Raw genomic sequence first — 20,562 nt, forward strand, 5'->3', positions numbered from 1 at the left:
AGTCCCCCTCCGCCGGGCTGGATCCGGTGGAGGGGGACGGTAGCTGACGAGGCGTCAGACAGCCAGGGGTGCGCGCTCCCCGGCCGCCTCGTCCGCCTCTGCCGGGGCCGGCACCGCGGGCTTCGGCAGCACCACGTACAGCAGGCCCGAGATCACGATGGTGGCCACCCAGCCCAGGCCGTACTCGCCGACCGGGTTGTTCGAGGCGAGCGGGCCGGTGAACCAGTCCGAGGTGGTGAAGAGCAGCCCCGAGCCGAGGCCCACCGCCCAGGCGGCGACGGCGGCGGGGGAGAAGCCGCCCGTGTACCAGTAGGCGCTGGTGGGGGTGGTGTCGAGCAGTGCCTTCGCGTCGTACTCCGTACGCCGCAGCATGTCCGCGCCGAAGACGCCGACCCAGGCCGAGAAGGCGACGGCGAGCAGCGAGAGGAAGGCGATGAAGGAGCCCATGAAGCTCTTGGCGACCAGCATCAGCACGCCGCCGAAGGCCAGCGAGATCACGGCGTTGACCGAGACCGCCCAGTGGCGCGGGATCTTGAAGCCGAGGGTCTGCGCGGTGAAACCGGCCGAGTACATCGACATCGAGTTGATCAGCACCATGCCGACCAGGGCGATCAGCAGATACGGCACCGCGATCCACAGCGGCAGGATCTCACCGAGGAAGGAGACCGGGTCCGCGGCCGAGGCGAGGTCCGGCGTGGAGACCGCCATGACCGCGCCCATCAGGACCATCGGCAGCACAACGATCCCCGCGCCGCCCACGGAGCTGGCGACCATGGCCTTGGGCGAGGCCGTGCGCGGCAGATAGCGGGTGAAGTCCGGGGCGGACGGGATCCAGCTGACGCCGCCCGCGGCGATCAGGCCGGTGCCCGCGACCATCAGCGAGACCTTGCCCGCCGGGCGGTCGAAGACCGCGCTCCAGTCGGTGTTCAGGGCCAGATAGACGAGCACGAGCACGGAGAACGCGCCGAACAGATAGGTCGCGTACTTGTTGCACTTCTGTACGACGTTGATGCCGAGGCCCGAGATCGCGAAGGTCGTCACCACGAAGACCAGCAGCGTCACGATGATCAGGAAGGTGTTGCTCTTCACGCCGAGGACGATGTCCAGGACGGTCAGCATCGCGTAGGCGCCGGTGACCGCGTTGATCGTCTCCCAGCCCCAGCGGGCGACCCAGATCAGCGCGCCCGGCAGCAGGTTGCCGCGCTGCCCGAAGACCGCGCGCGACAGCGCCATGCCGGGTGCGCCACCGCGCTTGCCGGCGATCGAGATGAGCCCCACGAGGCCGTAGCTGACGACCGGGGCGGCGGTCCCGACGACGATCGCCTGCCAGAAGTTCAGCTGGTACGTCACGACGAGGCTGGCGCCCATCGTGAGCAGCAGCACGCTGATGTTGGCGGCGACCCAGGTCGGGAAGAGCTCCCGCGTTCTGGCGGTGCGCTCGCTGTCGGGGACGGGCTCCAGGCCACGGGTTTCCAGTGCGCCTTCGGACTGGGAAGTGGTGCTCATGGGGGTGCGGTTGCCTCTCGCTCGGCTCTGCGGGGAGCCGGTGGGGGTCATCTCGGGGGACTCTACGCGCGTTGACGCCTCCCCCTCCATCGTAACTTAATACGACGATTGCCCCATAATTCCCTTTGATCTTCATGCGAAGACACGACCGGGCGGACCGGTTGGAGCCAAGCAGTGGGCGGCTCGGCCGGCCCGACAGGCTGAGCCGCCCACTGGATGCGGGCTTCGCGCGCCGGACGCCCCCTCTGCTACCGGGGACGTTGTGACTCCGCCCCTCAGGGGCTTCCCGCCCACGCGGGGCCGAGCGGCGGACCAGCCCGGTCCGCAGGGAAGTGACCCCCTGTCCGTACTACGAACCGCGGTGGCAGCGGTCACGCATACTGAGGGAGTTATGGAATTCGTCATCCTTGCCGTAGTCATCGCCCTGGTCGCGGTCGGCGTGATCAGCGGGCTCGTGGTCAGCAGCCGCAAGAAGAAGCAGCTGCCCCCCACGGCCCCGCCGTCCACGCCGACCATCACTGCCCCGCCTGCCGAGCCTCACGTCGGCGAAGACGCCGCGGAGACGGCCGAGGAGCAACGCCGCACCATCGAGGAGGTCACCCTCCCCGAGGCCCCGGCGAGCCCCGTCGTCGTCGAGGAGGCGCTTCCCGAGGCGCCCGCCGCGCCCGAGATCGAGGTGCCCGAGCCGACGGCCGGCCGCCTCGTGCGGCTGCGCGCCCGGCTCGCCCGCTCCCAGAACTCGCTGGGCAAGGGGCTGCTCACGCTGCTCTCCCGGGACAACCTCGACGAGGACACCTGGGAGGAGATCGAGGACACCCTGCTCACCGCGGACGTCGGAGTCGCCCCGACCCAGGAGCTGGTCGAGCGGCTGCGCGAGCGCGTCCGCGTGCTCGGCACCCGCACCCCCGCCGAGCTGCGCACCCTGCTGCGCGAGGAGCTCGTGGCGCTGCTCGGCCCGGACCTCGACCGCACGGTGAAGACCGAGGGCGGCCTGGAGAGCCCCGGCGTCGTCATGGTCGTCGGGGTCAACGGCACCGGCAAGACCACCACCACCGGCAAGCTCGCGCGCGTCCTCGTCGCCGACGGCAAGTCGGTCGTCCTGGGAGCGGCGGACACCTTCCGCGCGGCCGCCGCCGACCAGCTGCAGACCTGGGGCGAGCGCGTCGGCGCCCGCACCGTGCGCGGCCCCGAGGGCGGCGACCCGGCGTCGATCGCCTTCGACGCGGTCAAGGAGGGCATCGCGGAGGGCGCGGACGTCGTCCTCATCGACACCGCGGGCCGGCTGCACACCAAGACCGGGCTCATGGACGAGCTCGGCAAGGTCAAGCGCGTCGTGGAGAAGCACGGCCCGCTCGACGAGATCCTGCTGGTCCTCGACGCCACCACCGGGCAGAACGGGCTGGTCCAGGCCCGCGTCTTCGCCGAGGTCGTCGACATCACCGGCATCGTCCTCACCAAGCTCGACGGCACCGCCAAGGGCGGCATCGTCATCGCCGTCCAGCGCGAGCTCGGCGTCCCGGTCAAGCTCATCGGCCTCGGCGAGGGCGCGGACGACCTGGCGCCGTTCGAGCCGGGCGCGTTCGTGGACGCGCTGATCGGCGACTAGGCGTTACGTACGTAACGCCTGTACGTACGACGAAGTGCCCGCTCCCCTCGTGCGGTTGGGGGCGGGCACTTCCGTGTGCGGGAACGCGTCAGAACGGGGCCCGGTGGCAGATGTACGCCAGCGTGCCCAGCAGCAGCCGGGCCTCCGGCGGGCGGGTCGCGGTGTCCAGGGACGGCGGGCGCAGCCAGTGGACGTCCGCCGACGGGGGCGCGGGCACATATGCCCCGGGACCCGGGCAGACCAGGTCCAGGTCGGCGTCGTCCCAGCCCATCCGGTAGAGCAGGCGTGGCAGTTCGGCCGCGGCCCCCGGGGCGACGAAGAAGTGCGTGCGGCCCGCCGGGGTGGTCGAGACCGGGCCGAGCGGCAGCCCCATCCGCTCCAGGCGCACCAGTGCCCGCCGCCCCGCGGGCGCCGCCACGTCCAGGATGTCGAAGGTGCGGCCCACCGGCAGCAGCACCGCGGCCCCCGGGCACTCCGCCCACGCCTTGCCGACCTCGTCCAGGGTCGCGCCCGCGGGCACCTCCGGCGCGAAGTCCAGCGGATGCGCTCCCGGCGCCGGGCAGCCCGCCTCGCCGCACGAGCACTGACCCGAGAGCTCCCGGGCCCCCGGGGCGACGTCCCAGCCCCACAGGCCCGTGTACTCCGCCATCGCGGTGACCTCGGTCGCGCGGCCGCGGCGCCGCGATCCGGGTCGGCTTTCGCGGATCCCCCGGCTGCCACCGATCGTGAACCCCATGCCCCCTCCAACGGATCTGACTCGACGGTGGTTACGATCCGGAGTCCCCTGATTGCGCACTGTTCACCCAGCGGCTCGCGGCGGAAGGGGAGGTGGTGCGAGCCGGTCCGCGCGCCCCGGCGTGCACCGCTCCATCGACTCCTGATCGACCTGTGTCAAGTGAATCGCGCACAGCGCCAGGGGAGTTCATTCGAAGGGGTGGCGAATGGTGGCGTTTCTGGAATCGCCCTCGCGGGAGCAGTGATCGTAGGATTACGTTCAGTACATGGACCCTTGAGACCCACGTGCTCGTGGGTATGCCAAAGGCAAGGAGCTGTACCGTCCGAAGGCCCGCGTCCTGAGGACAACAGGCCCCGGCTCGCGGCATTCTGATAGGGGTTCGCATGGCAGGGAAGGCGCACATGGCTTCAGCTGAATGGGGGCGTTCCAGTGGGCGGCAGTGGGGCTAGCGGTACGAGCGCCGGCAAGCGCCCCAACGAACAGCTGAGTTCGTGGTTCGTGCGGAGCGGCTGGTCGAAGGGCGAGCTCGCGCGGCAGGTCAACCGGCGGGCGCGCCAGCTCGGCGCGCATCACATCAGCACGGACACCTCCCGGGTGCGCCGCTGGCTCGACGGCGAGATGCCGCGCGAGCCGATCCCGCGCATCCTCTCCGAGCTGTTCTCCGAGCGGTTCGGCAGCGTCGTGGCCGTCGAGGACCTCGGGTTGCGCACCGCACACCAGTCCCCGTCGGTCTCCGGCGTAGACCTGCCCTGGGCGGGCCCCCAGACGGTCTCCCTGCTCAGCGAGTACTCGCGCAGCGACCTGATGCTGGCCCGGCGCGGCTTCCTCGGCACCTCACTGATGCTGTCGGCCGGGCCCGCCCTGATCGAGCCCATGCAGCGCTGGCTGGTGCCCGCGCCGCCCGGCGAGTCCATCAACGTGGAGACGCCCGCCAACGCCCGGCGCCCCTCCCGGCTCTCCAAACCGGAGCTCGACCTCCTGGAGACCACCACCGAGATGTTCCGCCAGTGGGACGCCCAGTGCGGCGGCGGACTGCGCCGCAAGGCCGTCGTCGGCCAGCTCCACGAGGTCACCGACCTCCTCCAGGAGCCGCAGCCCGAGGCCACCGCCCGGCGCCTGTTCCGGGTCGCGGCCGAACTCGCGGAACTGGCCGGGTGGATGAGCTACGACGTGGGCCTGCAGCCCACCGCCCAGAAGTACTTCGTCCTCGCCCTGCACGCCGCCAAGGAGTGCGGCGACAAGCCCCTCGGGTCCTACATCCTGTCCTCGATGAGCCGCCAGATGATCCACCTGGGCCGCCCCGACGACGCCCTGGAACTCATCCACCTCGCCCAGTACGGCAGCCGCGACTGCGCCACCCCCCGCACCCAGGCGATGCTGTATGCGATGGAGGCGCGCGCGTACGCGAACATGGGCCAGCCCAGCAAGTGCAAGCGGGCCGTCAGAATGTCCGAGGACACCTTCGGTGACGCCGGACTCGACGGCGAGCCGGAGCCCGACTGGATCCAGTTCTTCTCCGAGGCCGAGCTCAACGGGGAGAACGCGCACTCGTTCCGCGACCTGGCCTACGTGGCCGGGCGCAGCCCCACGTACGCCACGCTCGCCGAACCGGTGATGGAGAAGGCGGTCGCGCTCTTCGGCGAGGACGAGGTCCACCAGCGGTCGTACGCACTGAACCTGATCGGCATGGCCACCGTCCACCTCCTCAAGCGCGAGCCCGAGCAGTCGACCGTGCTGGCCGGAGAGGCCCTGAAGATCGCCAAGACGGTCCGCTCCGAGCGGGTCAACACCCGGCTGCGCAAGACCGTCGACACCGCCGTGCGGGACTTCGGGGACGTGGCCGAGGTCGTCCGGTTCACCGATCTGCTGGGCCGGGAGCTGCCCGAGACGGCCGAGGCCGTCTGAACACCCTGGGGAGCCGCCACGGCGGCATACAGGACACCGGCCGCGACGGCCGCCCCGTACAGCCCGACTCGGCTCCCCCGCGCCAGGTCAACCGGGGGACGTCGCGGCCGGTCCCCCGTCCGCGTGTACGCGGATGGTAGCCGCGCCCAGGACCGTGATCCGGCAGTTCATGCCGGTGTAACACGCCCGACCTCTTCGTCACGGTGGCGAAACATCGTGTGGCATCGACGGAAACCGCGCTGCGCCAACCTCATGGCGCATAACGGCCCACCCCTTCGCAGCCACTCGTTCGCCCCGCACGGGCCGCCGTACCGACGACGAGGAGACGCCGATGCCCCCAGGCATCACGCTCGCAGCTGACGCTCCGCAGCTGTCCAGCGCCAACACCGGATTCATGCTGATCTGCTCAGCGCTGGTAATGATCATGACCCCCGGCCTTGCCTTCTTCTACGGAGGCATGGTCCGCGTCAAGAGCACGCTCAACATGCTGATGATGAGCTTCATCAGCCTCGGGATCGTCACGATCCTGTGGGTGCTCTACGGCTTCAGCCTCAGCTTCGGCGAGTCCAACGGCTTCATCGGCTGGTCCAAGGACTACTTCGGGCTCAGCGGCATCGGCATCGTCCAGCTCTGGCCCGGATACACCGTCCCGATCTACGTCTTCGCCGTCTTCCAGCTGATGTTCGCGGTCATCACCCCGGCGCTGATAAGCGGCGCACTCGCCGACCGCGTCAAGTTCAGCGCCTGGGCGCTGTTCATCACCCTGTGGGTCAGCGTCGTCTACTTCCCGGTCGCGCACTGGGTCTGGGCCTCCGACGGCTGGCTCTTCAAGAAGGGCGTCATCGACTTCGCGGGCGGCACCGCCGTCCACATCAACGCCGGAGCGGCCGCCCTCGGCGTCATCCTCGTCATCGGCAAGCGCGTCGGCTTCAAGAAGGACCCGATGCGGCCGCACAGCCTGCCGCTGGTCATGCTCGGCGCCGGGCTGCTGTGGTTCGGCTGGTTCGGCTTCAACGCCGGCTCCTGGCTCGGCAACGACGACGGCGTCGGCGCGGTGATGTTCGTCAACACCCAGGTCGCCACCGCCGCCGCCATGCTCGCCTGGCTCGGCTACGAGAAACTGCGCCACGGCTCCTTCACCACCCTCGGCGCCGCCTCCGGCGCGGTCGCGGGCCTCGTCGCCATCACCCCGTCCGGCGGCTGCGTCAGCCCCCTCGGCGCGATCGCCGTCGGCGCCATCGCGGGTGTGCTCTGCGCCATGGCCGTCGGCCTCAAGTACCGCTTCGGCTTCGACGACTCCCTCGACGTCGTCGGCGTCCACATGGTCGGCGGCATCGCCGGCTCGCTCCTCGTCGGCCTCTTCGCCACCGGCGGCGTACAGTCCGACGCCAAGGGCCTCTTCTACGGCGGCGGCCTCGACCAGCTCGGCAAGCAGGCCATCGGCGTCGGCGCGGTCCTCGGCTACTCGCTGGTGGCCTCCGCCGTCCTCGCCTTCCTGCTCGACAAGACGATCGGGATGCGGGTTCCCGAGGACGACGAGGTCTCGGGCATCGACCAGGTCGAGCACGCCGAGACGGCGTACGACTTCAGCGGCGCGGGCGGCGGCACCGCCACCCGCACGCCCGCCCCGGCCCCGAGCGAGAAGGCAGCGCAGAACAAGAAGGTGGACGCATGAAGCTGATCACCGCGGTCGTCAAGCCGCACCGCCTGGACGAGATCAAGGAGGCCCTTCAGGCCTTCGGGGTCCAGGGCCTCACGGTCACCGAGGCCAGCGGATACGGGCGCCAGCGCGGCCACACCGAGGTCTACCGCGGCGCCGAGTACACCGTGGACCTCGTCCCCAAGATCCGCATCGAGGTCCTGGTCGAGGACGACGACGCCGAGCAGCTGATCGACGTCGTGGTCAAGGCGGCCAGGACCGGGAAGATCGGCGACGGCAAGGTGTGGAGCGTGCCGGTGGAGACGGCGGTCCGGGTCCGCACCGGCGAACGCGGCCCCGACGCCCTCTGATTTGGTCCCCCGATTCGGTACGGACAGGAGCTGCCGGTGACGCGTGTGGAAGTCAGCACAGAGACAGAGGACTCCGGATCCGGCGGCTATGCGGCGGCCCGGCTGCGCCTTCTCCAGGAGGAGGCGCGGTCCGGGCCGCCGCGCCGTGCCGCCCTGGCCGGGCTCACCGACGACTGGCTGGCCCAGCTCTTCACCGGAGCAGCCCGGGCGGCCGGGGTGCGCGGGGCCGCCCTGATGGCCGTCGGCGGCTACGGACGCGGCGAACTGTCGCCCCGCAGCGACCTCGACCTGGTCCTCGTGCACGACGGCAGCGCGAACGCGAGCGCCGTCTCCGCGCTCGCCGACAGCCTCTGGTACCCCGTGTGGGACCTGGGTCTGGCCCTCGACCACTCGGTCCGCACCCCCGCCGAGGCCCGCAGGACCGCGGGCGCCGACCTCAAGGTGCACCTCGGCCTCCTGGACGCCCGCCATCTGGCGGGCGAGCAGAGCCTGACGGCCTCTCTGCGCACCGCCGTCCTCGCCGACTGGCGCAACCTCGCGCCCAAGCGGCTGCCCGAACTCGACGCGCTGTGCCGCGAACGGGCCGAACGCCAGGGCGAGTTGCAGTTCCTGCTAGAACCCGACCTCAAGGAGGCGCGCGGCGGGCTGCGGGACGCCACCGCCCTGCGCGCGGTCGCCGCGTCCTGGCTCGCCGACGCGCCCCGCGAGGGCCTGGGGGAGGCCCGGCGGCGGCTCCTGGACGTCCGCGACGCGCTCCATCTGGCCACCGGCCGGGCCACCGACCGCCTCGCCCTCCAGGAACAGGACGCCGTCGCCGCCGCGCTGGGCGTGCTGGACGCGGACGTACTGCTGCGCCAGGTGTACGAGGCCGCGCGGACCATCGCGTACGCCAGCGACGTCACCTGGCGCGAGGTCGGCCGGGTCCTGCGGGCCCGCTCGGCGCGGCCCCGGCTGCGCGGTCTGCTCGGCGGCCGGACAGCGGCCCCCGAGCGGACCCCGCTCGCCGAAGGGGTGGTCGAACAGGACGGCGAGGTGGTGCTCGCGCTCGCCGCGAAACCCGAGCGCGACCCGGTGCTGCCGCTGCGGGCCGCCGCGGCCGCCGCCCGCTCCGGGCTGCCCGTCTCGCTGCACGCCGTGCGCCGCCTCGCCGCCGCGGTCCGGCCGCTGCCGGTGCCCTGGCCCGCCGAGGCCCGCGAGGAGCTGGTGACGCTGCTGGGCGCGGGCGAGTCCACCGTGCCCGTCTGGGAGGCGCTGGAGGCCGAGGGCCTGATCACCCGGCTGCTGCCCGACTGGGAGCGGGTGCGCTGCCGCCCGCAGCGCAACGCCGTGCACACCTGGACCGTCGACCGCCATCTGGTGGAGACGGCCGTACGGGCCTCCTCGCTCACCCGCCGCGTCGGCCGCCCCGACCTGCTCCTGGTCGCGGCCCTGCTCCACGACATCGGCAAGGGCTGGCCCGGCGACCACAGCGTGGCGGGCGAGGTCATCGCGCGCGACGTGGCCACCCGGATCGGCTTCGACAAGGACGACGTGGCCGTGATCGCCGTACTCGTACGCCACCACCTGCTGCTCGTCGAGACGGCGACCCGGCGCGACCTGGACGACCCCGCGACGGTACGGGCGGTGGCCGAAGCGGTCGGTACGGTCTCCACGCTCGAACTGCTCCACGCCCTCACCGAGGCGGACGCGCTGGCGACCGGACCGGCCGCCTGGTCGTCGTGGCGGGGCTCGCTCGTGGCGGACCTGGTGAAGCGGGCGGGGGCGGTGCTGGCGGGGGAGCCGGTGGACCCGGAGCCGCCGCTCACCACGGCCGAGCAGGAGCGCCTCGCGATGGAGGCCCACCGCACGCGCGGCCCGGTCCTCGCGCTGCGCGCCCAGACGGACGCGCCCGCGGACGAGGGGGCCCGCGAACCGCTCGGCGTGGAACTCCTGATCGCGGTCCCGGACCAGGCCGGGGTGCTGCCGGCGGTGGCGGGCGTGCTGGCGATGCACCGCCTCACGGTGCGGACGGCGGAGCTGCGGGCGATCGAACTGCCCGACCCCGTGGGCGGAGAGGTCCTCCTGCTGGACTGGCGGGTGGCGGCGGAGTACGGCTCGCTCCCGCAGGCGGCCCGGCTCCGCGCCGACCTGGTCCGGGCCCTGGACGGCTCCCTGGACCTCCCCTCCCGCCTGGCCGAACGCGAGGCGGCCCGCCGCCGGGGACCGGCCGCGCCCCCACCCCGCGTCACGGTCGCCCCGGCGGCGTCCCGCCTGGCCACGGTGATCGAGGTCCGCGCCCAGGACGCCCCCGGCCTCCTGCACCGCATCGGCCGCGAACTGGACCGGGCGGGGGTACGGGTGCGCAGCGCGCACGTCTCGACGCTGGGGGGGAACGCGGTGGACGCGTTCTATGTGACGGACGGGGAGGGGGAGCCGCTGGGGGCGGAGGTGGCGGTGGGGGTTGCGCGGGGGGTGGAGCGGGCGCTGGGCTCTGGGGGCGGTTGATTCCCCCACCCCGCCCGTTCCCTTAACTCTCCGAGGGCGGGTGGGGGTGGATGCGGCTTTCCCGGGGGCTACGCCCCCGGACCCCTGGGCGGGGCTAGGCCCCGGGGACCCCTTGCGGGGCTGTGCCCCCGGGACTGCCCCGGACCCCGGGCGGGGCTGCGCCCCGGGGGCCTCGTTTTTTGCCTGCGGGTGGGTGGGGGCTGGTCGCGCAGTTCCCCGCGCCCCTTCTTGGCCCGGTGTTTGTCTGCGGGCCGGTGGGGCTGGTCGCGCAGTTCCCCGCGCCCCTTTTTCGGCCCGGTGTTTGTCTGCGGGTCGGCTGTGGTTGCTCGCGCAGTTCCCCGCGCCCCTGACGGCAGAACGGGCACTGGCCACATTTCAGCCCCTCGGGCGTGCGAGGGACGGGGCCCGCGCATTCCGTCCCTCGGGCGTGCGAGGACCGGGGGCCGCACATGCAGCCCCCCGGGCGTGCGAAGAACGGGGGGCCCGCACATGCAGCCCCCGGCGCTTGAGGAGCGGGGCAGGGGGGCGCAGGCCCCGCCCTTCAGGGGCGCGGGGAACTGCGCGACCAGCCCAAGACGGTCCGCAGACGAACGGGGTCCGGGGCGGAGCCCCGAAAGCGGGTGCAGGGGGCGCAGGCCCCGCCTGGGGTGCAGGGGGCGGAGGCCCCGCCTGGGGTGCAGGGGGCGGAGCGCGGAGCCCCCCGCCCGGGGTCGGGGCGCAGCCCCCAGTAGCGCGCCCCCGGACAGTCAAGGGAACGGGGCGGGGTGGGGAAAACGTCCGCCGGGATACCCTGGGGGGCGTTCACCCGACCGCCCTACGAGCCGAGGATCCGCGACCACCGTGTTCGACACCCTCTCCGACCGCCTCAGCGCGACATTCAAGAACCTCCGGGGCAAGGGCCGCCTGTCCGAGGCGGACATCGACGCCACGGCACGCGAGATCCGTATCGCCCTGCTCGAAGCCGACGTCGCCCTGCCCGTCGTGCGTGCCTTCATCAAGCAGGTCAAGGAGCGCGCGTCCGGCGTCGAGGTCTCCCAGGCGCTCAACCCCGCCCAGCAGGTCGTCAAGATCGTCAACGAGGAGCTCATCACCATCCTCGGTGGTGAGACCCGCCGGCTGCGGTTCGCCAAGACCGCCCCGACGGTGATCATGCTCGCCGGTCTCCAGGGCGCCGGTAAGACCACCCTCGCCGGAAAGCTCGGCCAGTGGCTCAAGGGCCAGGGCCACGCGCCCCTGCTCGTCGCCTGCGACCTGCAGCGGCCGAACGCCGTCAACCAGCTCTCCGTCGTCGCCGGGCGCGCCGGCGTCGCGGTCTACGCGCCGGAGCCCGGCAACGGCGTCGGCGACCCCGTCAAGGTCGCCCAGGACTCCATCGAGTACGCCCGGTCGAAGCAGTACGACGTGGTCGTCGTCGACACCGCCGGCCGCCTCGGCATCGACTCCGAGATGATGCAGCAGGCCGCGGACATCCGCGACGCGGTCCGCCCGGACGAGATCCTCTTCGTCGTCGACGCCATGATCGGCCAGGACGCGGTCAACACCGCGGAGGCCTTCCGTGACGGCGTCGGCTTCGACGGCGTGGTGCTCTCCAAGCTCGACGGCGACGCCCGGGGCGGCGCCGCGCTCTCCATCGCGCACGTCACCGGCAAGCAGATCATGTTCGCCTCCAACGGCGAGAAGCTCGACGAGTTCGACGCGTTCCACCCGGACCGCATGGCGTCGCGCATCCTCGACATGGGTGACCTGCTCACCCTGATCGAGCAGGCGGAGAAGACGTTCAGCCAAGAAGAGGCCGAGAAGATGGCCTCCAAGCTGGCGTCGAAGAAGGGCCAGGACTTCACGCTCGACGACTTCCTGGCGCAGATGGAGCAGGTCCGCAAGATGGGCTCCATCTCCAAGCTGCTCGGCATGCTCCCGGGCATGGGGCAGATCAAGGACCAGATCAACAACATCGACGAGCGCGACGTGGACCGCACCGCCGCGATCATCAAGTCGATGACCCCGGGCGAGCGCCAGGACCCGCACCTCATCAACGGCTCGCGCCGCGCCCGTATCGCCAAGGGCTCCGGCGTCGAGGTCAGCGCGGTCAAGAACCTGGTCGAGCGGTTCTTCGAGGCCCGCAAGATGATGTCGCGGATGGCCCAGGGCGGCGGGATGCCCGGTATGCCGGGGATGCCGGGCATGGGTGGCGGCCCCGGCCGTCAGAAGAAGCAGGTCAAGCAGGCCAAGGGCAAGCGCAAGAGCGGCAACCCGATGAAGCGCAAGGCCGAGGAGCAGGCGGCCGCCGAGCGCCGCGAGCAGGGCCCCGCGGGCCTGCCCGCCGCCGCGCAGGTCCCCGAGGACTTCGAACTGCCGGACGCGTTCAAGAAGTTCATGGGCTGACGTCCGTTCGGGTACGTACTACGTACTTCGTACGTACGAGACGTTCGACGCAGCACCGCAAGGGCCCGCGAGCCGTACAGGCCGCGGGCCCTTGCGCGTATCCGGGGGCGGGCCCCCGGACGGCCCCTTCGGCCCATCCGGAATGCCCCGCTCCGACCGCTCTCCGATAATCGCCGTACAGGCCAGAGGAGAGCAGCGTGCCCACTCCCGTACCCCCACGAGATCGCACCGACCAGCCGTGGCGCTCCGAGGGCGCGCCTCCGCCGCCCCCGCCGAAGCGGAAGATGCCCGGGGGCTGGGGCAGCCTGATCCTCGCCGCGCTCGTCGTCTACCTGATCACCAATCTGATCCTGTCGTTCTTCGACGAGGGCAACGAGCCGACGCTGTCGTACACCGAGTTCAGCAAGCAGGTCGCCGCCGGCAACGTGGAGAAGATCTACTCCAAGGGCGACGCCATCCAGGGCCAGCTCAAGAGCTCGCAGACGGTGCCCGGGGGCAGCGACAAGTACACCAAGTTCACCACCCAGCGGCCGACGTTCGCCGACGACGACCTGTGGTCGCAGCTGACCAGACAGAGCGTCACGGTCACCGCCCAGCCGGTCGTCGAACACCGCAGCTTCCTGGCCAACCTGCTGATCTCGCTCGCGCCGATGCTCCTGCTGGTCGTCCTGTGGCTGTTCATCGCGCGCCGGATGAGCGCCCGTCTCGGCGGCGGGATGCTGGGGCGCAAGGCGCCGCCCAAGCCGGTCGAGCTGACCGAGGACAAGCGGACCACGTTCGAGGACGTGGCGGGCATCGACGAGGTCGAGGGCGAACTCAACGATGTCGTGGACTTCCTCAAGAACCCCGCCGCGTACCGGAAGATGGGCGCCCGGATGCCCGGCGGCGTACTGCTCGCAGGCCCGCCCGGCACCGGCAAGACCCTGCTCGCACGGGCCGTGGCGGGCGAGGCGGGGGTGCCGTTCTTCTCCGCGTCGGCCTCCGAGTTCATCGAGATGATCGTGGGCGTGGGCGCCTCACGGGTACGCGAACTCTTCGCCGAGGCACGGAAGGTGGCCCCCGCCATCATCTTCATCGACGAGATCGACACCATCGGCCGGGTGCGCGGCGGCGGCGCCGGGATGGGCGGGCACGACGAGCGCGAGCAGACGCTCAACCAGATCCTCACCGAGATGGACGGGTTCTCCGGATCCGAGGGCGTCGTCGTCATCGCCGCCACCAACCGGGCCGACGTCCTGGACCCGGCACTCACCCGGCCCGGCAGGTTCGACCGGATCGTGCAGGTCAGCCCGCCCGACCGGGGCGGCCGCGAATCCATCCTGAAGATCCACACCCGTGAGATCCCGATGGCCCACGACGTCGACCTCGCCCAGATGGCCCGCACCACCCCCGGCATGACCGGCGCCGAACTCGCCAACCTGGCCAACGAGGCGGCCCTGCTCGCCGTCAAGCGCCGCCAGAGCGAGGTCACCCAGTCGGATCTCTCCGACGCCCTGGAGAAGGTCCAACTGGGCGCCGAGCGGCCGCTGGTGATGCCGGAGGAGGAACGCCGCCGCACCGCATACCACGAGAGCGGCCACGCCCTGCTCGGCATGCTCCAGCCCGGCGCCGACCCCGTCCGCAAGATCACCATCGTGCCCCGGGGGCGGGCGCTCGGCGTGACGCTGTCCACCCCGGACGCCGACAAGTACGCGTACACCGAGGACTATCTGCGCGGCCGCATCATCGGCGCGCTCGGCGGCATGGCGGCCGAGCACGTCGTCTTCGACGTGGTCACCACCGGCGCCGAGAACGACCTCGAACAGGTCACCAACCTGGCCCGGGGCATGGTGGCCCGCTGGGGCATGAGCAAGAAGATCGGCCCCCTCACCGCCCTGCCGAGCGACGCCCAGCAGGCGTACGGGCTCGCCGCGGCCCCCGAGACCCTGGACACCATCGCCACCGAGATGCGCCGCATCGTCGACGAGTGCTACGCCGACGCGTGCCGCCTGCTGCGCGAGCACCGCCCCAAGCTCGACGCCCTCGCCGAGGCGCTGCTCCAGAACGAGACGCTGGAGGAGGAGGCCGCGTACCGCGCGGCGGGCATCCCGCGCCTGGCGAAGACGGAGTCCTGAGCGGCGCGGGGCCCGTGAGCCCCTACGCGCGCGTAGTTGAAGAGTCCGGGCCCCGGAACCCTACGGCGTACGCGCGATCAGGTAGCGGAACACGTTCGCCATCCACACCGTGCCGTCCCGGCGCAGATGCGGATGGAGCGCCTCCGCCACCTCCTTCTCGACCTGGACCTGGTCGGTGGCCCTGGCCGCCGCGTCGAACAGGCCCGTCGAGAGCAGCCCGCGCACCGCGCTGTCCGTGTCCGCGTAGCCGAACGGGCACGCCACCCGCCCCGACCCGTCGGGCCTCAGACCCGCCCGCGACGCCAGGTCCTCCAGGTCGTCGCGCAGGCTCGGCCGCCAGCGGGGCGCGTCGGCGAGCCGGGCCGCGACCCGCAGCACACCCGAGGTGGCACACCGCTCCGGCGGACCCCAGCCGGCCAGCACCACCGCGGCGCCGCGCTCGGCGAGCCGCACCGCGGCCTCCAGGGCCGGGACGAGACCGTCCGCGTCGCCCGCCGCGCAGCCGACCGGCTCGAAGGCGGTCACCAGGCCGTAGCGGGCCCCGGACGGATCGGCAGCCGCGCGCGGACCGCCCTCCAGGACCCGGGCGTCGCGGTCCCCGGCACGCCCCCACACCCCTTCCGGCAGCAGCCGCCCACGGGCCAGCGCGAGCCGCTCCGGCCGGGTGTCGACACCCGTCACGCGCGCGCCGCGCGAGGCCGCCATCAACAGGGCGAGCCCGGAGCCGCAGCCCAGGCCGAGCAGCCGGGTGCCGGGTCCCACCTCCAGCCGCTCGTACACCGCTTCGTAGAGCGGTACCAGCATCCGCTCCTGGATCTCCGCCCAGTCACGCGCGCGTGCACACGCCTGCGCGGGCGCGGCGGAGGCCGAGGGGGACTGGTGCCGGACGAGCGTAGGTGTCATGGAAAGCGCCCCAATCCGCAGAAGAGGTCAGCCGTGCGCTGATGGAAAGCCCCCGTGGACGTGCGGTCGCGCTCCCCCCGTATGCCAGGGAACTCCGCATCCGCCATCGCGTCCAGAGGGAGGGCGATTCACGTTCGGGGCCGCCGGGCCCGTACCATTCGCGCCATGGCAAAGGCACCCGTTCTCACGCCCCAGGCGGAAGACTTCCCCCGCTGGTACCAGGATCTGATCAACAAGGCCGAGCTCGCGGACAACGGTCCGGTGCGCGGCACCATGGTGATCCGACCGTACGGCTACGGCCTGTGGGAGCGGATGCAGCAGGAGATGGACGCACGCATCAAGGACGCGGGCGCCCAGAACGCGTACTTCCCGCTGTTCATCCCCCAGTCTTACCTGACCCGTGAGGCCGAGCACGTCGAGGGCTTCGCGCCCGAGCTCGCGGTGGTGACCCACGGTGGCGGCAAGGAGCTCGAAGAGCCCGTCGTGGTGCGCCCCACCTCCGAGACGATCATCAACGACTACTTCTCGAAGTGGGTGCAGAGCTACCGCGACCTGCCCCTGCTCATCAACCAGTGGGCCAACGTGGTCCGTTGGGAGATGCGGCCGCGCGTGTTCCTCCGTACGAGTGAGTTCCTCTGGCAGGAGGGCCACACCGCGCACGCCACCTACGAGGACGCCCGCGACTACGCGGCGCGCATCCACAAGGACGTCTACGCCGACTTCATGGTCAACGTCCTGGGCATCGACGTGGTCCTGGGCCGCAAGACGCCCAAGGAGCGGTTCGCCGGCGCCATCAACACCCTCACGCTCGAAGGCATGATGGGCGACGGCAAGGCCCTCCAGCTGGGCACCAGCCACGAGCTGGGCACCAACTTCGCCAAGGCCTTCAACACCCAGTACCTGTCCAAGGACGGCAAGCAGGAGCTGGTCTGGCAGACCTCGTGGGGCGTCTCCACCCGCATGGTCGGCGGTCTGATCATGTCGCACGGCGACGACAACGGCCTGCGCGTGCCGCCGCGGCTCGCCGCCGTCCAGGTCGTCGTCATGGCGATCAAGGGCGACGAGGCCGTCGCCAAGGTCCGCGAGCTCGGCGACCGCCTCAAGGCGCTGGGCATCCGCGTCCAGGTCGACGACCGGGTGGACACCCCCTTCGGCCGCCGCGCGGTGGACTGGGAGCTCAAGGGCGTTCCGGTCCGCATCGAGATCGGCCCGCGCGACCTGGAGGCCGGCACCGCGATGCTGGCCCGCCGCATCCCCGGCGGCAAGGAGCCCGTCTCCATCGACGCGCTCGGCGAACTGCTGCCCAAGGTCCTCGAAGAGGACCAGGCGCAGTTGCTGCGCGAGTCCCGCGAGCGCCGCGAGTCCCGTACGAGCGAGGTCACCACCATCGAGGAGGCCGCCGAGGCGGCCACCGCCGGCGGCTGGGCGCGCATCCCGTGGGCGACCCTCGGCCCCGAGGGCGAGGCCAAGCTCGCCGAGCAGGCCGTGTCCGTACGGTGTCTGGTCGCCGAGGACGGGTCCGTCCCCCAGGCCGACGACGCCCCCGGTACGGTCGCCATCGTCGCCCGCTCCTACTGAGTGGTCGTCGGCCTGTTCCGGTCGGCCGAAAACGCCTCTTGCGTACCGGCTGATTTCTGGAACCCCGGCGTGTTGACATCATCTACGCGCCGGGGCGTACGCGCCGCTACGTACTACCTTGGTGTGAGCTGTGAGGCTTCTCCGCAGATCAGCGCACCCGCCCTCGTCCGGACGCATCAACGGCAACTGACGGGTACGTGCAAATTATTTGGGATGCCCCGGAATAGGAACACCGGGGCACTCCGGCTCGTTGTCACGACGTGAGCACGACACCACCTGTTCTCGCCGCAGAGCTGGCGCAGGCGTGGGCCGACATTCAGCGGTACCACCCCGAGCTGCCTGACCTTGCCGCGCCCGAGTCCCTGATCGGAGAGTCCTCGTCCGCCTGCGGCGCCGAGCTCTCCTTCGAGCGACTGCTCCACGAGGCAGTCCACGGCATTGCCGCCGCCCGGGGTGTCCGCGACACATCCCGGGCCGGGCGGTACCACAACCGCAGATTCCTGGCCATCGCCGAGGAGCTCGGCCTCGACCATCCCGAGGAGCCGCATCCCAGCAGCGGCTTCTCACTGGTCGCGCTGAACCCCGAGGCGAGGCGTCGCTACCGGCCGACGATCGAGCGGCTGCAGCGCGCCCTCAAAGCACACACCGTGGCCACCGCCGCCGACACCAAGCGCTCCTTCCGGGGCCCGGCGGCACGGCACGGCTCCTCCGGCGGCGGCGTCCGCGTCAAGGCCGTCTGCGACTGCGGCCGCAACGTGCGCGTCGTCCCGTCCGTGCTCGCCCAGGCGCCGATCGTCTGCGGCGGCTGCGGCAAGCCCTTCCGTATCCCCGAGGTCGTGGCCGCGGCGAGCTGATCCCGGGCCGGTCGCCGGACGGGGGCGGCGCGGGCCGGGAGGCGGACACAGTGCTGGTGCGCCGCCCGGGGGTGCCCCACGGACCCCCGGCGTGCCCGGCCCCGGCATGTGGCACAATGGCTAGCTGTACTCGACAGCCGCACAGGAACCCTCTCGCCTCCGGCTGACGCGTCCATCGGGCACCCCGAGTACCGCAACCCCACGTGGCATCCCGTTGTGCCCAACCACGTCAAGACCAGGAGACACCACTCCAGTGGCAGTCAAGATCAAGCTCAAGCGCCTCGGCAAGATTCGCCAGCCGCACTACCGCATCGTCGTCGCCGACGCCCGCACCCGCCGTGACGGTCGCGCGATCGAAGAGATCGGTATCTACCACCCGACGTACAACCCGTCGCGCATCGAGGTCAACGCCGAGCGTGCGCAGTACTGGCTGTCCGTCGGTGCCCAGCCCACCGAGGCTGTGCTCGCCATCCTGAAGCTGACCGGTGACTGGCAGGCGCACAAGGGCCTCCCGGCCCCCGCGCCGCTGCTGCAGCCGGAGACGAAGGAGAGCAAGCGCCGCTCCTTCGACGAGTTCGCCAAGGCTCTCGAGGGCGACGACGCCAAGGGTGAGGCCATCACCCCCAAGGCCAAGAAGGCTGACAAGAAGGCGGACGAGGCTGCGGCCGACGCCGCCGAGTCGACCGAGGCCTGAGCATGCTCGAGGAGGCTCTTGAGCACCTCGTGAAAGGCATCGTCGACAACCCCGACGACGTGCAGGTCGCCTCGCGCACCCTGCGCCGGGGGCGCGTGCTGGAGGTCCGGGTCCACCCCGAAGACCTCGGCAAGGTGATCGGCCGCAACGGCCGCACCGCCCGCGCCCTGCGTACCGTCGTGGGCGCCATCGGTGGCCGTGGTATCCGCGTCGACCTCGTCGACGTGGACCAGGTCCACTGACAAGTTGGTTGTTTTACCGGATGCGCCGGCTCGGGCCGGGGAGGGCCATAGCGCCCGCCCCGGCCCGCAGTCGTCTGCGGAGCCCCCGCAGCCGCCTGTGAAGCCGTAGCCACCGAGAAGCCGCAGGCCCCGACAGGAAAGTTGAACGACGTGCAGCTGGTAGTCGCGCGGATCGGCCGCGCCCACGGCATCAAGGGCGAGGTCACCGTCGAGGTGCGCACCGACGAGCCGGAGCTGCGGCTCGGCCCCGGCGCCGTACTGGCCACCGACCCGGCCTCCACCGGGCCGCTCACCATCGAGACCGGCCGCGTCCACAGCGGCCGTCTGCTGCTGCGCTTCGAGGGCGTACGCGACCGGACCGCCGCCGAGGCCCTGCGCAACACCCTGCTCATCGCCGACGTGAACCCGGACGAGCGCCCCGAAGAGGACGACGAGTACTACGACCACCAGCTCATCGACCTCGACGTGGTCCTCACCGACGGCACCGAGGTCGGCCGGATCACCGAGATCTCGCACCTGCCGTCCCAGGACCTCTTCATCGTCGAGCGGCCCGACGGCACCGAGGTCATGATCCCCTTCGTCGGGGAGATCGTCACCGAGATCGACCTGGACGAGCAGCGCGCAGTCATCGACCCGCCGCCCGGCCTGATCGACGACCAGGCCGAGATCGCCTCCGCGCGCGACGAGGACGAGAGCGGCGCCGAGGACAGCCGGGGCGAGAACTGATGCGCCTCGACGTCGTCACGATCTTCCCCGAGTACCTGGAGCCCCTGAACGTCTCCCTCGTCGGCAAGGCACGCGCGCGTGGGCAGCTCGGCGTCCACGTACACGACCTGCGGGAGTGGACCTACGACCGGCACAACACGGTCGACGACACCCCCTACGGCGGCGGCCCCGGCATGGTCATGAAGACCGAGCCCTGGGGCGCCTGCCTCGACGACGCGCTGGCCGACGGATACGAGGCGGGGGCGCACGGCCCCGTCATGGTCGTGCCCACGCCCAGCGGACGGCCCTTCACCCAGGAACTCGCCGTCGAGCTCTCCCAGAAGCCATGGCTGATCTTCACGCCCGCGCGCTACGAGGGCATCGACCGCCGCGTCATGGACGAGTACGCCACGCGGATACCGGTGTACGAGGTGTCCATCGGCGACTACGTCCTCGCGGGCGGGGAGGCCGCCGTCCTGGTGATCACCGAGGCCGTGGCCCGGCTGCTGCCCGGCGTCCTCGGCAACGCCGAGTCCCACCGCGACGACTCCTTCGCCCCCGGCGCCATGGCCAACCTCCTCGAAGGGCCGGTGTACACCAAGCCCCCCGAGTGGCGCGGCCACGGCATCCCCGACGTCCTGCTCAGCGGGCACCACGGCAAGATCGCCCGCTGGCGGCGGGACGAGGCGTTCCGCCGTACCGCCCTGAACCGTCCCGATCTGATCGAGCGCTGCGACCCCGCCGCCTTCGACAAGAAGGACCGCGAGGTGCTGTCCATCCTCGGCTGGGCACCGGAGCCCGGCGGCCGATTTTGGCGCAGGCCCCAGGACGTGGAAGAATAAG

16 protein-coding genes are annotated in these 20,562 nt (G+C 71.7%); 13 read left to right on the top strand and 3 right to left on the bottom strand.

The features are described 5' to 3' along the window. Positions 1-54 precede the first annotated feature (54 nt). Positions 55-1,506 (bottom strand): cytosine permease, encoded by a 1,452-nt coding sequence (locus tag ACFWA7_RS18160; protein ID WP_385542658.1) that lies wholly within the window; start codon positions 1,504-1,506, stop codon positions 55-57. Between the two features lie 391 nt (positions 1,507-1,897). On the opposite strand from ACFWA7_RS18160, the gene ftsY reads away from it, so the two are divergent. After that, the gene (gene ftsY / locus ACFWA7_RS18165; RefSeq protein WP_385542661.1) at positions 1,898-3,112 is read left to right on the top strand and encodes a signal recognition particle-docking protein FtsY; all 1,215 of its coding nucleotides are present in this window, start codon (positions 1,898-1,900) and stop codon (positions 3,110-3,112) included. Between the two features lie 88 nt (positions 3,113-3,200). Here the strand turns inward: ftsY and ACFWA7_RS18170 are convergent, their stop codons facing one another. After that, positions 3,201-3,848: a bifunctional DNA primase/polymerase gene (locus ACFWA7_RS18170; RefSeq protein ID WP_385823839.1), complete on the bottom strand. Its 648-nt coding sequence runs from the start codon at positions 3,846-3,848 to the stop codon at positions 3,201-3,203. Positions 3,849-4,277: 429 nt separating this feature from the next. Between ACFWA7_RS18170 and ACFWA7_RS18175 the strand changes: the two genes are divergently transcribed. From ACFWA7_RS18175 to ftsH, 6 genes are all read left to right on the top strand, one after another. Beyond that, positions 4,278-5,753 carry a hypothetical protein gene (locus tag ACFWA7_RS18175; protein ID WP_385542667.1) on the top strand — a complete coding sequence of 492 codons (1,476 nt, stop codon included), beginning with the start codon at positions 4,278-4,280 and terminating at the stop codon, positions 5,751-5,753. Positions 5,754-6,084: 331 nt separating this feature from the next. Further along, complete coding sequence (locus tag ACFWA7_RS18180) at positions 6,085-7,428, top strand: ammonium transporter (protein ID WP_385542670.1); 1,344 nt, start codon at positions 6,085-6,087, stop codon at positions 7,426-7,428. Then, the gene (locus tag ACFWA7_RS18185) at positions 7,425-7,763 is read left to right on the top strand and encodes a P-II family nitrogen regulator (protein WP_101390346.1); all 339 of its coding nucleotides are present in this window, start codon (positions 7,425-7,427) and stop codon (positions 7,761-7,763) included. The genes ACFWA7_RS18180 and ACFWA7_RS18185 overlap by 4 nt, the downstream gene beginning before the upstream one ends. 36 nt (positions 7,764-7,799) lie before the next feature. Beyond that, positions 7,800-10,247 (top strand): [protein-PII] uridylyltransferase, encoded by a 2,448-nt coding sequence (locus tag ACFWA7_RS18190; RefSeq protein WP_385823841.1) that lies wholly within the window; start codon positions 7,800-7,802, stop codon positions 10,245-10,247. A gap of 840 nt (positions 10,248-11,087) precedes the next feature. Continuing rightward, positions 11,088-12,629, top strand: coding sequence for a signal recognition particle protein (ffh, locus tag ACFWA7_RS18195; RefSeq protein WP_385546426.1), 1,542 nt, complete (start codon positions 11,088-11,090; stop codon positions 12,627-12,629). Between the two features lie 197 nt (positions 12,630-12,826). After that, positions 12,827-14,743 (top strand): ATP-dependent zinc metalloprotease FtsH, encoded by a 1,917-nt coding sequence (gene ftsH / locus ACFWA7_RS18200; protein ID WP_385546421.1) that lies wholly within the window; start codon positions 12,827-12,829, stop codon positions 14,741-14,743. A 60-nt stretch (positions 14,744-14,803) separates the two neighbouring features. Here ftsH and ACFWA7_RS18205 read toward each other — a convergent pair whose 3' ends face one another. Further along, positions 14,804-15,646: a methyltransferase domain-containing protein gene (locus ACFWA7_RS18205; protein ID WP_385823843.1), complete on the bottom strand. Its 843-nt coding sequence runs from the start codon at positions 15,644-15,646 to the stop codon at positions 14,804-14,806. Between the two features lie 165 nt (positions 15,647-15,811). On the opposite strand from ACFWA7_RS18205, the gene proS reads away from it, so the two are divergent. From proS to trmD, 6 genes are all read left to right on the top strand, one after another. Further along, positions 15,812-17,224, top strand: coding sequence for a proline--tRNA ligase (gene proS / locus ACFWA7_RS18210; protein WP_385546415.1), 1,413 nt, complete (start codon positions 15,812-15,814; stop codon positions 17,222-17,224). 260 nt (positions 17,225-17,484) lie between these two features. Next, positions 17,485-18,078, top strand: coding sequence for a hypothetical protein (locus ACFWA7_RS18215; protein ID WP_101390352.1), 594 nt, complete (start codon positions 17,485-17,487; stop codon positions 18,076-18,078). Between the two features lie 253 nt (positions 18,079-18,331). Then, on the top strand, positions 18,332-18,772 hold the full coding sequence (gene rpsP, locus ACFWA7_RS18220; RefSeq protein WP_266984282.1) for a 30S ribosomal protein S16: 441 nt from the start codon (positions 18,332-18,334) through the stop codon (positions 18,770-18,772). A gap of 2 nt (positions 18,773-18,774) precedes the next feature. Continuing rightward, entirely contained in the window at positions 18,775-19,014 is a 240-nt protein-coding gene (locus ACFWA7_RS18225; protein ID WP_361391908.1) for an RNA-binding protein, read from the top strand. A 150-nt stretch (positions 19,015-19,164) separates the two neighbouring features. Further along, entirely contained in the window at positions 19,165-19,740 is a 576-nt protein-coding gene (gene rimM, locus ACFWA7_RS18230; protein ID WP_385546409.1) for a ribosome maturation factor RimM, read from the top strand. Beyond that, positions 19,740-20,561 carry a tRNA (guanosine(37)-N1)-methyltransferase TrmD gene (gene trmD, locus ACFWA7_RS18235; protein ID WP_385823845.1) on the top strand — a complete coding sequence of 274 codons (822 nt, stop codon included), beginning with the start codon at positions 19,740-19,742 and terminating at the stop codon, positions 20,559-20,561. The genes rimM and trmD overlap by 1 nt, the downstream gene beginning before the upstream one ends. The last annotated feature ends 1 nt before the right edge of the window (position 20,562 follow it).

The organism is Streptomyces sp. NPDC059994 (assembly GCF_042737755.1).
Classification (GTDB): Bacteria; Actinomycetota; Actinomycetes; order Streptomycetales; family Streptomycetaceae; genus Streptomyces.

Bases quoted from the DNA above. Each gene is read 5' to 3' on its own strand.
- ACFWA7_RS18160 (WP_385542658.1), bottom strand. From the start codon at position 1,506: ATGAGCACCACTTCCCAGTCCGAAGGCGCACTGGAAACCCGTGGCCTG.
- ftsY (WP_385542661.1), top strand. From the start codon at position 1,898: ATGGAATTCGTCATCCTTGCCGTAGTCATCGCCCTGGTCGCGGTCGGC.
- ACFWA7_RS18170 (WP_385823839.1), bottom strand. From the start codon at position 3,848: ATGGGGTTCACGATCGGTGGCAGCCGGGGGATCCGCGAAAGCCGACCC.
- ACFWA7_RS18180 (WP_385542670.1), top strand. From the start codon at position 6,085: ATGCCCCCAGGCATCACGCTCGCAGCTGACGCTCCGCAGCTGTCCAGC.
- ACFWA7_RS18185 (WP_101390346.1), top strand. From the start codon at position 7,425: ATGAAGCTGATCACCGCGGTCGTCAAGCCGCACCGCCTGGACGAGATC.
- ACFWA7_RS18205 (WP_385823843.1), bottom strand. From the start codon at position 15,646: ATGACACCTACGCTCGTCCGGCACCAGTCCCCCTCGGCCTCCGCCGCG.
- proS (WP_385546415.1), top strand. From the start codon at position 15,812: ATGGCAAAGGCACCCGTTCTCACGCCCCAGGCGGAAGACTTCCCCCGC.
- ACFWA7_RS18225 (WP_361391908.1), top strand. From the start codon at position 18,775: ATGCTCGAGGAGGCTCTTGAGCACCTCGTGAAAGGCATCGTCGACAAC.
- trmD (WP_385823845.1), top strand. From the start codon at position 19,740: ATGCGCCTCGACGTCGTCACGATCTTCCCCGAGTACCTGGAGCCCCTG.